Source organism: Streptomyces sp. NPDC002577, assembly GCF_053594815.1.
In genome coordinates this window covers 42567-55802 of sequence record NZ_JBSFWK010000002.1, presented here as the reverse complement: position 1 = coordinate 55802, position 13236 = coordinate 42567, and the positions used below count along the sequence as shown (strand labels likewise).

Genomic DNA, 13236 nt, shown 5'->3' with positions numbered 1-13236 from the left:
ACCTCATATAGGGTGCCCCCGGCAGGATTCGAACCTGCGCACACGGCTCCGGAGGCCGTTGCTCTATCCCCTGAGCTACGGGGGCGTGTCGGTCGCTGTTCGGCGGCGACGGGTAGAACCCTACCAGCTCTTGGGGGGTCCTCATGAACAGGTATTTCCGCTCTCTGTGGAGAGGGCGTGGGTCGTGCATGAGGGGCGTGATGGATTCCCGGTTCGTCCCGCTGCGTCATGCAATGGTCACGGAGGGTGGTGTCGGGCACGCGTACGGGGCTTTCCCCGCAAGGGGCGGAAGTGGGGAAAAGCCGGACGCGGCGGTGTGGGCGGACCTACCCTCGATGTGTGCCAGGCGCGTCGGGTCGGGTGCTTGTTGTCGATGACAACAAGGTCATCCGGCAGCTGATCAGGGTCAACCTCGAGCTGGAGGGCTTCGAGGTGGTGACCGCGGCCGACGGTGCCGAGTGTCTGGATGTCGTCCAGCAGGTCTGCCCGGACGTCGTCACGCTTGATGTTGTCATGCCTCGCCTTGATGGGCTCCGCACCGCCGCGCGGCTGCGTTCCGAGCCTCGTACGCGGGATCTGCCGCTCGTGATCGTCAGCGCCTGTACGCCGTACGAGGTGGAGAACGGGCTCGACGTCGGCGTGGACGCCTTCCTGGCCAAGCCTTTCGAGCCTGCCGAACTCGTACAGACCGTCCGGCAGTTGATGGAGCGCGTCTGGCGGGGCGGTGGCGGCTCCCGGGGCGGGGACTCCCGGCTGGGGGACGGCACACAGCACCGTGCGGGCAGCGGGACCGTCGACGGGGCCGGCGCGGACACGGAGGCCGGGGCGGGTGCCGAGGCGGAGCGCGCTGGGCGCGCCGGGGGCTGACTCGGAGTCCCTCCGCCGGCCGCCACGTCGGTTTCCGACCACTACTTCGGCCCTGTCCCCGCGTCCACATTCCGGAACCTCCGAAACCAACTCGCCTACCCACCCCCCTCCTCCCATACGCTTGTCCCCGTGACCCCCGTCGAGCTCTCCCGTACCGTGCTGCGCGCGGTGCGTCGTGCTGTGGACGACGGGGCGCTGAGCGTGGCCGTGCCCGCACGGGTCGTGATCGAACGGCCCAGGCCGGGCGGGCGCGGGGACTACGCCAGTAATGTCGCCCTTCAGCTCGCCGGTGCCGCCGGGGCGCCACCGCGGCAGGTCGCCGAGATTCTGCGGGACCGGCTGGACAGCGCGGACGGCATCGCCGGTATCGAGATCACCGGGCCCGGGTTCCTCAACTTCACCCTCGACGGGGCCGACGCCGCTCTCGTACGTGACGTACTCGACCAGGGGCTCCGTTACGGGCACAGCCTCGCCCTCGACGGGCAGCGAATCGAGCTTCGAATCCCTGCGCAGGAGCTGCGGGCGGAAGTCGTCGCCGACGCCGTCTCGTGCATCGTCGCCGCCCTCGGTGGTCAGGCCGACGTCGTCCACGTTCAGCACGCCGACGACGCCTCGCCCGTGAATCTCCACCCCGTGCCCGCGCCCCTGCACCACCCCACCCCCCTCACCCCCGACGCCACCCGCTGGGCCCTCCTCCACCCCGCCCCCCACGACCGGCCCCGCCTCACCGCCGACCATCTCGTGCAGCGGGAGAGCAACCCCCTCTTCCGGGTCCAGTACGCGTACTCGCGAGCCCGAGCCCTCGTACGCGGCGCCGATCAGCTCGGCTTCCATCCCGAGCCCGGTCACCTGGGCGGCTCCCCGGCAGCTGAGGACCTCCTCACCGCCCTCGCCGACTACCCCGTAGTCCTCGCCACCGCCGCCCGCAACCGTGCCCCCGACCGTCTCGCCCGGCACCTCGTCGCCACCGCGGACGCCTTCTTCGGTTTCCACGACGCCACGCGTGTGCTGCCGCTCGGCGACGAGAAACCCTCGGCCGCCCACCGCGCCCGGCTCGCCCTCGCCGAAGCCGCCGGGACGGTGCTGGCCGGCGGCCTGACCCTGCTCGGTATCGATGCACCCGAAAACGTCTGAGCACGTGAACTACGTGAACCACGACCACGTGACCTACGAGAGAGCGCAACCACAGTCATGAGCCGTTCCGCACACCCCGCCGGCCCCCGCCACGCCGACGTGCTGCCCGAGGGGCACTACACCGCGCCGCCCGCCGACCTCAACGCCCTCGACCCCAAGGTCTGGGCCCAGACCGTCACCCGGACCCCGGAGGGCACCGTCAGCGTCGGCGGCATCGACGTGACGCGGCTCGCCGAGGAGTTCGGCACGCCCGCGTACTTCATCGACGAAGCCGACTTCCGTGCCCGCGCCCGGGCCTGGCGCAGCGCCTTCGGGGCCGACGCCGACGTCTACTACGCCGGCAAGGCGTTCCTGTCGCGCGCCGTCGTGCGCTGGCTGCACGAGGAAGGGCTCAACCTCGACGTCTGCTCCGGCGGCGAGCTCACCACGGCCCTGTCCGCCGGGATGCCCGCCGAGCGCATCGCCTTCCACGGCAACAACAAGTCCGCCGAGGAGATCGAGAAGGCCGTGTCCGTCGGTGTCGGGCACATCGTTCTCGACTCCTTCCAGGAGATCGTGCGTGTCGCGCACATCGCCGAGCGGCTCGGCAAGCGGCAGCGCGTACTGATCCGGGTGACCGTCGGCGTCGAGGCGCACACGCACGAGTTCATCGCCACCGCCCACGAGGACCAGAAGTTCGGCATCGCGCTCGCCGACGGGCAGGCCGCCGAGGCCGTGCGGCGTGCTCTCAAGCTCGACGGGCTCGAGCTCGTCGGCATCCACTCGCACATCGGGTCGCAGATCTTCGACATGGCCGGGTTCGAGGTCGCCGCCCGCCGGGTCGTGTCCCTCCTCGCCGAGATCCGCGACGAGCACGGTGTCGAGCTGCCCGAGATCGACCTCGGTGGTGGCCTCGGCATCGCCTACACCTCCGACGACGACCCGCGTGAGCCGCACGAGATCGCCAAGGCGCTCGGTGAGATCGTCACCCGGGAGTGTGAGGTCGCCGGGCTTCGCACGCCCCGTATCTCGGTCGAGCCGGGGCGCGCCATCGTCGGGCCCACCGCCTTCACGCTCTACGAGGTCGGCACCATCAAGCCGCTCGACGGGCTGCGCACCTACGTCTCCGTCGACGGCGGCATGTCGGACAACATCCGCACCGCCCTGTACGACGCCGAGTACAGCGTCGCCCTCGTCTCCAGGACCTCCGACGCCGAGCCGATGCTCGTCCGTGTCGTCGGCAAGCACTGCGAGAGCGGCGACATCGTCGTACGCGACGCCTTCCTGCCCTCCGACCTGGCGCCCGGCGACCTCATCGCCGTCCCCGCCACCGGTGCGTACTGCCGCTCCATGGCGAGCAACTACAACCACGCGCTTCGCCCGCCCGTCGTCGCCGTGCGCGACGGTGAGGCCCGGGTCATCGTCCGCCGGGAGACGGAGGAGGATCTGCTTCGGCTCGACGTGGGGTGACGATGACCGGTCGGGTGACCCCACCGCAGGGGGGCGGTGACCCGACCGCAGGGCGGCCGGTGGTCGGCACACCTTCCGCCTGCCGGCCCCCGGGCGCGGCAGAACGCCGCCGAAATGCCTGGTGCCGGAGAAAGATCTCCTGATTTCCGGCGCCGGGATAATGAAATAAACGTCTCACGATCCGGACGAGGGGCAGAAAATCCGGTCCGTTGGGTGAGACTGGTCAAACCGTAGATGTATGAGAAGTGAGGTCGGATGATGCGTACGCGTCCGCTGAAGGTGGCGCTGCTGGGCTGTGGGGTCGTCGGCTCAGAGGTGGCACGCATCATGACGACGCACGCGGAGGACCTCGCCGCGCGGGTCGGCGCCCCCGTGGAGCTGGCGGGCGTGGCGGTCCGCCGGCCCTCCAAGGTCCGTGAGGGCATCGATCCGTCACTCATCACCACGGACGCCACCGCCCTGGTCAAACGGGGCGACATCGACGTCGTCGTCGAGGTCATCGGCGGTATCGAGCCCGCCCGCTCCCTCATCACCACCGCCTTCGAGCACGGCGCGTCCGTCGTCTCCGCGAACAAGGCGCTGCTCGCCCAGGACGGGGCGGCTCTCCATGCGGCCGCCGAGGAGCACGGGCGCGATCTGTACTACGAGGCTTCCGTCGCCGGTGCCATCCCGCTGATCCGGCCGCTGCGCGAGTCCCTCGCGGGAGACAAGGTCAACCGGGTCCTCGGCATCGTCAACGGCACCACCAACTTCATCCTCGACAAGATGGACACGACGGGCGCCGGGTATCAGGAGGCGCTCGACGAGGCCACCGCGCTCGGGTACGCGGAGGCCGACCCGACCGCCGACGTCGAGGGCTACGACGCCGCCGCCAAGGCCGCGATCCTCGCCGGTATCGCCTTCCACTCGCGCGTACGCCTCGACGACGTGTACCGCGAGGGCATGACCGAGGTCACCGCCGCCGACTTCGCATCCGCGAAGCAGATGGGCTGCACCATCAAGCTGCTGGCCATCTGCGAGCGGGCCGCCGACGGCGAGTCCGTCACCGCCCGCGTCCACCCGGCGATGATCCCGCTCAGCCACCCGCTCGCGTCCGTCCGCGGCGCCTACAACGCCGTCTTCGTCGAGGCCGACGCCGCAGGTCAGCTGATGTTCTACGGGCCCGGCGCGGGCGGCTCCCCGACCGCGTCGGCCGTCCTCGGCGACATCGTCGCCGTGTGCCGCAACAAGCTCGCCGAGTCGACGGGACCGGGCGAGTCCGCGTACGCGCAGCTGCCCGTCTCGCCCATGGGCGACGTCGTCACGCGCTACCACATCAGCCTCGACGTGGCCGACAAACCGGGCGTCCTCGCCCAGGTCGCGACGGTCTTCGCCCAGCACGGCGTATCCATCGACACCGTGCGTCAGCAGGGCAAGGACGGCGACGCCTCGCTCGTCGTCGTCACCCACCGGGCGTCCGACGCCTCCCTCAGCGGGACCGTCGAGGCGCTGCGCAACCTCGACACCGTGCGTGGTGTCGCCAGCATCATGCGGGTTGAAGGAGAGTAACCAGCAATGACCCACCAGTGGCGCGGAATCATCGAGGAGTACCGGGACAGGCTGCCGGTCTCCGACAGCACGCCGGTCGTGACGCTCCGCGAGGGCGGTACGCCGCTCGTGCCCGCGCAGGTGCTCTCCGAGCGCACGGGCTGCGAGGTACACCTCAAGGTCGAGGGCGCGAACCCGACCGGGTCCTTCAAGGACCGCGGCATGACCATGGCCATCAGCAAGGCCAAGGAGGAGGGTGCGCAGGCCGTCATCTGCGCGTCCACCGGCAACACCTCCGCCTCCGCGGCGGCCTACGCCGTACGTGCCGGCATGGTCAGCGCCGTCCTCGTGCCGCGGGGCAAGATCGCGCTCGGCAAGATGGGCCAGGCGCTGGTGCACGGCGCGAAGATCCTGCAGGTCGACGGCAACTTCGACGACTGCCTGACGCTGGCCCGCGCGCTGTCCGAGAACTACCCGGTGGCGCTGGTCAATTCGGTCAACCCGGTGCGTATCGAGGGTCAGAAGACCGCGGCCTTCGAGATCGTGGACATGCTCGGCGACGCGCCCGACATCCACGTCCTGCCGGTCGGCAACGCGGGCAACATCACCGCGTACTGGAAGGGCTACACCGAGTACGCCGCCGACAAGGTCGCCGCGAAAACCCCCCGGATGTGGGGTTTCCAGGCCTCCGGTTCGGCTCCGATCGTGCGTGGCGAGGTCGTCAAGGACCCCTCGACGATTGCGACCGCGATTCGCATCGGAAACCCCGCGTCCTGGAAGTTCGCGCTGGCCGCGCGGGACGAATCGGGCGGTCTCATCGACGAGGTGACGGACCGTGAGATTCTGCGCGCCTATCGGTTGTTGGCCTCCCAGGAGGGTGTCTTCGTCGAGCCGGCGTCGGCCGCGTCCGTCGCGGGTCTGCTGAAGGCCGCCGAGCAGGGGCTGGTCGACCCCGGTCAGAAGATCGTCTGCACGGTCACCGGGAACGGGCTCAAGGATCCGGACTGGGCCGTTGCGGGTGCTCCGCAGCCGGTCACCGTGCCGGTCGACGCGGCCGCGGCCGCGGAGCGGCTCGGGCTGGCTTAGGCCTTCTGACGGCCGGGGCCCCCTTTTGCGGGCGCCCCGGTTTGTCAGGGCACCCGGTGTCGTGGGTGCCCGGGGGTACGACGGCGGGCCCTCTGTCAGAGGGTTCCGCCTGTGCCCACCCGTTCCGCCCCTGGGGGCACCTCCCAGGCCCTTGAGGCACTGGGGGAGGAACGATTGCCCACAGGCGGCGCCGGCGGCCGAACGACTGGCCACAGCCGGAACGGCCGAACTCGGACAACCCTTGACAGGGGGTGCACGAGGGGCTTACGACACGCATCGTGCGCCTCCTGTGCGCCCTATGTCGCCACTGAACCTTCCTTCGATAGGCTGTACCGAACCCACCCCGCCGCGTGTATCGCGGAGTCACCGCCGTTCGCGGCCGTCGGGTGTTCGGTTCGTCTTGCAGTGCATCGAAATCTCGCCAAACCCCGCAGTTCAAGGAGAGTCATCGAGCGATGGCCGGTCCCGCGTTCCGCGCCGCCGCCGTCCGGGTGCGCGTCCCCGCCACCAGCGCCAATCTCGGTCCGGGCTTCGACGCCCTGGGCCTGTCGCTGGGGCTGTACGACGACGTCGTCGTCCGGGTGGCCGATTCCGGCCTGAACATCGACATCGCAGGTGAGGGCAGCGAGACGCTCCCGCGCGACGAGAGCCACCTGCTCGTCCGCTCGCTGCGCACCGCCTTCGACCTGCTCGGCGGACAGCCGCGCGGCCTCGAGGTCGTCTGCGCCAACCGCATCCCGCACGGCCGCGGCCTCGGCTCCTCGTCGGCCGCCATCTGCGCCGGCATCGTCGCCGCGCGCGCCGTGACGATAGGCGGCGACACCAAGCTCGACGACGCCGCGCTCCTCGAGCTCGCGACCGAGATCGAGGGCCACCCGGACAACGTCGCCGCGTGTCTGCTCGGCGGCTTCACCCTCTCCTGGATGGAGCGCGGTGCGGCCCGGGCGATCAGGATGGAGCCCGCAGATTCCATCGTTCCGGTGGTTTTCGTACCGGGAAAGCCGGTGCTCACCGAGACCGCACGCGGACTGCTGCCGCGCACCGTCCCGCATGTGGACGCCGCGGCCAACGCGGGCCGGGCCGCCCTGCTCGTCGAGGCCCTGACCAGGCGCCCCGAGCTGCTGCTGCCCGCCACCGAGGACCGGCTGCACCAGGAGTACCGCGCCCCCGCCATGCCGGAGAGCGCCGCCCTGGTGGAGCGGCTGCGGGCCGACGGCGTCCCCGCGGTGATCTCCGGTGCGGGCCCCACGGTGCTTGCGCTGGCGAACGAAGAGACGGCCGACAAGGTCGCCCGACTGGCGGGGGAGGGCTGGGCGGCCAACCGGCTGGCCCTCGACGCCGCCGGAGCGAGTGTGCTGCCGCTTGCGCCCTGACACACGGTTGCCGGATTGCGAGAGGGGGAATGATTGTTGGATCCGGTAGTGTTAATCTCAAGTCTGCACCCGACCCCACCATGGCGAGGTGCCTTGTGTCCCCGTCCGGGACAGACACTCCTCCGCGAGCCTCCCAAGCAGTTTCATCCGCAGGCACCGAGTGCCATGCAATGAGCGGCCTGCAGAGCGGGGGAACTCCTGGGGGCACCTCCGGCGTCAGCCGGGGGAGTCAGCTGGGGGCGCTCCGGAACCGGCGTGACCGAGCCGCGTGACGTAGAAAAGCCGTGGCACGGTATCGGAAATCGCCAATCACCAGATATCTCTCCGCCGCGTAGGCGGACAACCGCCCCGGTACGGTCCACCCACACGGACCTCCTGCCGGACAGCACAACCGGTCGCCGAGCCAGACAGGCCGACGTCCGCTCCAGGGAAGGACCCTTCGTGAGCGACACCACCGATCTGATGGGCGTGAGTGCCGACAGCACGGTCGACACCGCTGCTGCGCCCGCCACGGACGCCTCTGCCGCGCCTGCCTCCGGTGCCGGCTCCCGGCGGCGCCGCGGTACCGGCCTTGAGGGCATGGTGCTGGCCGAGCTGCAGCAGGTCGCATCAGGCCTCGGTATCAGGGGCACCGCGCGTATGCGCAAGAGCCAGCTGATCGAGGTCATCAAGGAGGCGCAGGCCGGGGGCTCCCAGGCCGCTGCCGGCGCCCCCGCGAAGAGCGCCGCCGCCTCGGCCGAGACCAAGCCGAAGCGCCGCGCCACCTCCAAGGCACGTACCGGCGACGACACCGCGGCCGGGGACAAGGCCGAGAAGGCGGAGGGCGACAAGGCCGCCGCGAAGGCCGTCGCCCAGCAGCAGATCGAGATTCCGGGCCAGCCCGCCAGCGACGACGCCCCCGTCGGGGAGCGCCGCCGGCGTCGCGCCACCGCCGAGGCCGGGGCGCCCGAGGCGCAGGCCGCCGTCGCCGTGGCCGAGCCCAAGACCGAGACCGGCACCGTCAAGACCGACGGCCAGGGCGACGGTTCCGCGGACGGCGGCGCGGAGGGCCGCCGTGACCGCCGTGACCGTGGGCGTGGCCGGGACCGCGACCGCAGGGGCGGCAAGGGCGACGAGCAGCAGCAGGGCGGTGGCCAGCAGCGCCAGCAGCCGGGCGGCGGCCGCCAGGACCGGCAGCAGCAGCAGGACGACGACGATTTCGACGGGCGCCGTGGCCGCCGTGGCCGTTACCGCGACCGCCGTGGCCGTCGCGGCCGCGACGACGTGCAGGAGCCGCAGATCGGCGAGGACGACGTCCTGATCCCCGTCGCGGGCATCCTGGACATCCTCGACAACTACGCGTTCATCCGGACGTCGGGCTACCTGCCGGGGCCGAACGACGTGTACGTGTCGCTGGCCCAGGTCCGCAAGAACGGTCTGCGCAAGGGTGACCACGTCACCGGTGCCGTGCGCCAGCCGAAGGAGGGCGAGCGTCGCGAGAAGTTCAACGCGCTGGTCCGCCTGGACTCGGTCAACGGCATGGCGCCCGAATCCGGGCGCGGGCGGCCGGAGTTCACCAAGCTGACGCCGCTGTACCCGCAGGACCGGCTCCGTCTGGAGACCGACCCGGGCGTGCTGACCACCCGCATCATCGACCTCGTGTCGCCGATCGGTAAGGGCCAGCGCGGTCTGATCGTGGCCCCGCCGAAGACCGGTAAGACCATGATCATGCAGGCGGTCGCCAACGCGATCACGCACAACAACCCCGAGTGCCACCTGATGGTCGTCCTCGTCGACGAGCGTCCGGAAGAGGTCACCGACATGCAGCGGTCGGTCAAGGGCGAGGTCATCTCCTCGACCTTCGACCGCCCGGCCGAGGACCACACCACGGTCGCCGAGCTCGCCATCGAGCGCGCCAAGCGCCTCGTGGAGCTGGGTCACGACGTCGTCGTGCTGCTCGACTCGATCACGCGTCTGGGCCGTGCGTACAACCTCGCCGCCCCGGCCTCCGGCCGCATCCTGTCCGGTGGTGTCGACTCGACCGCGCTGTACCCGCCGAAGAGGTTCTTCGGTGCCGCGCGCAACATCGAGGACGGCGGCTCGCTGACCATCCTGGCCACCGCGCTGGTCGACACCGGCTCGCGCATGGACGAGGTGATCTTCGAGGAGTTCAAGGGCACCGGCAACATGGAGCTCAAGCTCGACCGGAAGCTCGCCGACAAGCGCATCTTCCCGGCCGTCGACGTCGACGCGTCCGGTACGCGCAAGGAAGAGATCCTGCTCGGCGGCGAGGAACTTGGCATCGTCTGGAAGCTGCGCCGGGTGCTCCACGCGCTCGACTCCCAGCAGGCCATCGAGCTGCTGCTCGACAAGATGAAGCAGACGAAGTCGAACGCCGAGTTCCTTCTGCAGATCCAGAAGACGACGCCGGCGCCGGGCAACAACGACTGACGTCGGCAACGCGCACGCAAAGCCGGCGACGCGTCGGCTAAAGCAGTGGCAAAAGGGCCGCCACCGTTACGCATGTGACGGTGGCGGCCTTCTTTGGTGCCTGGGGAACCGTTGTACGATCACGCCACTCTTCTTACTCCGCCGAAGCAGCTGCACCTTCTGCCCGCCATCTGTCCCGGGCGCTTCGGCCACTGAACTCATGCCTTCGAGGGGGGACTTGAGTGGACACCCGCATGTCCGCGGGCGGTCGGCACAGACGCCGTATACGCATAGCCATTCCCGCAGCCGCCGCCACACTGGCCGCCGCCGTCGCCGCCGCGGTGCTGATATCGCCCGCGGACGCCGCCACGTCGCTGCCGAAGCCGACCGTCAAGCCTGCCACCACGTCGCCGACGCTCAGCGAGCTCAAGGAGCGGGTCGCGGGCGCGCTGGCCGGTGACGACACGGCCGGCAAGACGTCCAAGACGTCGTTCAGCTCCAGCACCACCAGCAGCTCCAGCACCTCGAGCAGCACCGGCACCGTCGACGCGAAGGTCATCAACGGCACCGACACCAGCATCAGCACGGCGCCCTGGATGGCGCAGCTCTGGTACTACGACGACAAGGGCACCACCGACGAGAGCGACGACATCGGCTTCTTCTGCGGTGGCGCCGTCGTCTCGCCGACGAAGATCCTCACCGCCGCCCACTGCGTCAAGGGCTACAACTGGAACGCCAACGGCGCGATCGTCACGGGCACCGCGCAGCTGCCCACCACGGACGACGCGGGCAACACCGACCTGCACGGCGGCACCGTCTCCGGCGTCTGGCGCCAGTGGAACCACTCGTCGTACAACGCGTCGACCATCGACAACGACATCGCCGTCCTGACGCTGCCGAACCCGATCACGGCCAAGCCGATCCAGATCACGACGTCGGGCGACACCGCCTCGTACGCCGCCGGCAAGGAGGCCGAGGTCTACGGCTGGGGCCGCACCAGCTCCACCAGCCAGGACATCTCCCAGACGCTGAAGTCGGCCCCGCTGCCGATCCAGTCCGACACCACCTGCACCAGCGCCTACGGCACCGACTTCATCAAGGGCCACATGGTGTGCGCGGGCAACCCCGCGACCGGCAGTGACGACGGCACCGTCTCCGCGTGCAACGGCGACTCCGGCGGCCCGCTCGTGGTGAACAACCGCATCGTCGGTGTCGTGTCCTGGGGCGTCGAGGACTGCGTGGCCAAGGGCGCGTACAGCGTCTTCACCAAGGTGAGCACCTACGTCGGCGCCGCCTACCCGCGCATCGACGACACCAACCTGAGCGGTGACCACAAGGCCGACCTGTTCGTGCGTCTCGCGTCGACCGGCACCGGCTACGAGAAGGACTCCAAGGGCACCTCGTTCGCCACGCGCGTGTCCCTCGGCAGCTTCAAGGGCACCAATGTCGTCCTGCAGACCGATCTCAACCGGGACGGCTACCAGGACTTCGTGGTGCGCCGCAGCGTCGACGGCGCCGTGTTCTGGCTCCACTACGTCCCCTCGAGCGGCGACTGGAGCACCGACCAGATCTTCGGCAACTGGAAGACCCGCACCCGCATCGTCGCTCCGGGTGACGTCACCGGCGACGCCCTGCCCGACCTGCTCTCGGTGGACTCCGCCGGAATCCTGTGGATCTACCCGGGCAAGGGCAACGGCACCTTCTCCACCCGCGTCGAGGTCGGCTCGGGCTGGAACCAGTACAACTCCGTGCGCGGCCACGGCGACTTCACCGGCGACGGCAAGACCGACCTGATCGCGCGCTCCAAGAGCAACTCCTACGTCTACCTCTACAAGGGCACCGGCAAGGCCGGCAGCGGAGCGTTCTCCAGCCGCATCAAGGTGCGCACCTGGAGCGGCTACAACGCCTTCGACGCCCCTGGTGACGTGACCGGCGACGGCAAGGCCGACTTCCTGGCCCGCACGCCCGGCGGGACGCTGTACCTCTACCCGGGCACCGGCAAGGCCACCAGCGAGATCTTCGCCACAAGGATCAGCGTCGGCACCGGTTTCCAGCAGTACGACATCTTCGGCTGAAATCGCAGGTGAGCACCGGACGCCCCGGTGCCGCCGACTACGCACTGTGCCCACCGCCCTACGCGGTGGGCACAGTGCGTTGTGCAACCCTTCATGCGGTTTCCCCGTCTGACAAGCCGAACGAGCCCGGCCTGATGCCGAGAGCGGGGGGTATAAGACCCGACGAGGACTGAGGAGCACATGCCCGACCACAGCACGCCGGCCACCGATCAGCCGACTCCCAGGCGCCGAGCCAAGGGACGGCGGCGCAAGCCGCGCTCCCCGCGGAGCAGGGCCGTCGTCATAGCCGCCTGGGCGGCAGCGGGCCTGGTGGTCCTGGGCGGCACCGGCCTCGGGTACGTGTACGTCAAGCTCAACGACAACATCCAGGGCGTCGACATCAACGCCGCGCTCGGCACCGATCGCCCGGACAACGTCGACAACGGCTCGATGGACATCCTCGTCCTCGGTTCCGACTCCCGGTCCGGCAAGAACTCCGAGTACGGCAAGGACGAGGGCACCGCACGCTCCGACACCGCGATGGTCGTGCACGTCTACGAGGGCCACAAGAAGGCGAGCGTCGTCTCCATACCCCGCGACACCCTCGTCACCCGGCCCACGTGCACCGACAGCAAGGGCAACACCGTCCCGGGCGGCCAGGAACTGATGTTCAACACGGCGTACCAGGTCGGCGGCCCCGCCTGCGCCGTCAAGACCGTCGAGGCGATGTCCGGGATCCGCATGGACCACTACGTCGAGGTCGACTTCACGGGCTTCAAGAAGCTCATAAACACCCTCGGCGGCGTCGACATCACCACCTCGCAGGCGATCGACGACGACCAGAGCCATCTCCATCTGAAGGCCGGACAGCACACCCTGACCGGCGAGCAGGCCCTCGGTCTCGTCCGCACCCGGCACGGCGTCGGCGACGGGAGCGACCTCGGCCGCATCCAGCTGCAGCAGGCGTTCGTCAAGGCGCTCATCAAGCAGGTCAAGGAGGTCGGCGTCTTCAGCAGCCCGAAGAAGCTCTACGACCTCGCCGACACCGCCACCAGCGCCATCACCACCGACTCCGACCTGGACTCGGTCAAGAACCTCGCCGGCTTCGCGAGCGGCCTCAAGGGCATCGGCGCCGGCGACATGAAGATGATCACGCTGCCCGTCGAGTACGACCCCGCCAACCTCAACCGCGTCCTGCCGCTCGAGACCCAGGACCGTAAGGTGTGGGCCGCGCTCAAGGCGGACAAGCCCATCCCTGCCTCCGTCGTGAAGGACTCCGCGGGCGACAAGGGCTCGGCCGGCTCCGTGGTGAGCAGCGACTGAGGGCCGGCACCGAG

General features: G+C 69.9%; 9 protein-coding genes and 1 tRNA gene. 9 read left to right on the top strand and 1 reads right to left on the bottom strand.

Features of this window, described 5'->3' with window-relative positions; translation table 11 throughout:
- Positions 1-13: 13 nt before the first annotated feature.
- Positions 14-85, bottom strand: a tRNA-Arg gene (locus tag ACWD4J_RS03875).
- 275 nt (positions 86-360) lie between these two features.
- On the opposite strand from ACWD4J_RS03875, the gene ACWD4J_RS03870 reads away from it, so the two are divergent.
- From ACWD4J_RS03870 to ACWD4J_RS03830, 9 genes are all read left to right on the top strand, one after another.
- Positions 361-867: a response regulator gene (locus tag ACWD4J_RS03870; RefSeq protein WP_451393682.1), complete on the top strand. Its 507-nt coding sequence runs from the start codon at positions 361-363 to the stop codon at positions 865-867.
- A gap of 129 nt (positions 868-996) precedes the next feature.
- A complete protein-coding gene (gene nrtL / locus ACWD4J_RS03865) occupies positions 997-2001 on the top strand; it encodes an ArgS-related anticodon-binding protein NrtL (RefSeq protein ID WP_451393681.1) in 1005 nt (334 codons plus the stop codon).
- A 57-nt stretch (positions 2002-2058) separates the two neighbouring features.
- Complete coding sequence (gene lysA / locus ACWD4J_RS03860; protein WP_451393680.1) at positions 2059-3450, top strand: diaminopimelate decarboxylase; 1392 nt, start codon at positions 2059-2061, stop codon at positions 3448-3450.
- A gap of 255 nt (positions 3451-3705) precedes the next feature.
- Entirely contained in the window at positions 3706-4998 is a 1293-nt protein-coding gene (locus ACWD4J_RS03855; protein ID WP_451393679.1) for a homoserine dehydrogenase, read from the top strand.
- Between the two features lie 6 nt (positions 4999-5004).
- Positions 5005-6063 carry a threonine synthase gene (gene thrC / locus ACWD4J_RS03850; RefSeq protein ID WP_451393678.1) on the top strand — a complete coding sequence of 353 codons (1059 nt, stop codon included), beginning with the start codon at positions 5005-5007 and terminating at the stop codon, positions 6061-6063.
- A 455-nt stretch (positions 6064-6518) separates the two neighbouring features.
- Positions 6519-7436: a homoserine kinase gene (thrB, locus tag ACWD4J_RS03845; RefSeq protein ID WP_451393677.1), complete on the top strand. Its 918-nt coding sequence runs from the start codon at positions 6519-6521 to the stop codon at positions 7434-7436.
- A 441-nt stretch (positions 7437-7877) separates the two neighbouring features.
- Positions 7878-9866: a transcription termination factor Rho gene (rho, locus tag ACWD4J_RS03840; protein WP_451393676.1), complete on the top strand. Its 1989-nt coding sequence runs from the start codon at positions 7878-7880 to the stop codon at positions 9864-9866.
- 233 nt (positions 9867-10099) lie between these two features.
- Complete coding sequence (locus ACWD4J_RS03835) at positions 10100-11920, top strand: trypsin-like serine protease (protein ID WP_451394007.1); 1821 nt, start codon at positions 10100-10102, stop codon at positions 11918-11920.
- Between the two features lie 180 nt (positions 11921-12100).
- Positions 12101-13222 (top strand): LCP family protein, encoded by a 1122-nt coding sequence (locus tag ACWD4J_RS03830; protein WP_451393675.1) that lies wholly within the window; start codon positions 12101-12103, stop codon positions 13220-13222.
- The last annotated feature ends 14 nt before the right edge of the window (positions 13223-13236 follow it).

Excerpts from the sequence above, each read along its gene's own strand:
- lysA (WP_451393680.1), top strand. The coding sequence starts at position 2,059 with ATGAGCCGTTCCGCACACCCCGCCGGCCCCCGCCACGCCGACGTGCTG.
- ACWD4J_RS03855 (WP_451393679.1), top strand. The coding sequence starts at position 3,706 with ATGATGCGTACGCGTCCGCTGAAGGTGGCGCTGCTGGGCTGTGGGGTC.
- thrB (WP_451393677.1), top strand. The coding sequence starts at position 6,519 with ATGGCCGGTCCCGCGTTCCGCGCCGCCGCCGTCCGGGTGCGCGTCCCC.
- ACWD4J_RS03830 (WP_451393675.1), top strand. The coding sequence starts at position 12,101 with ATGCCCGACCACAGCACGCCGGCCACCGATCAGCCGACTCCCAGGCGC.
- thrC (WP_451393678.1), top strand. The coding sequence starts at position 5,005 with ATGACCCACCAGTGGCGCGGAATCATCGAGGAGTACCGGGACAGGCTG.
- ACWD4J_RS03835 (WP_451394007.1), top strand. The coding sequence starts at position 10,100 with ATGTCCGCGGGCGGTCGGCACAGACGCCGTATACGCATAGCCATTCCC.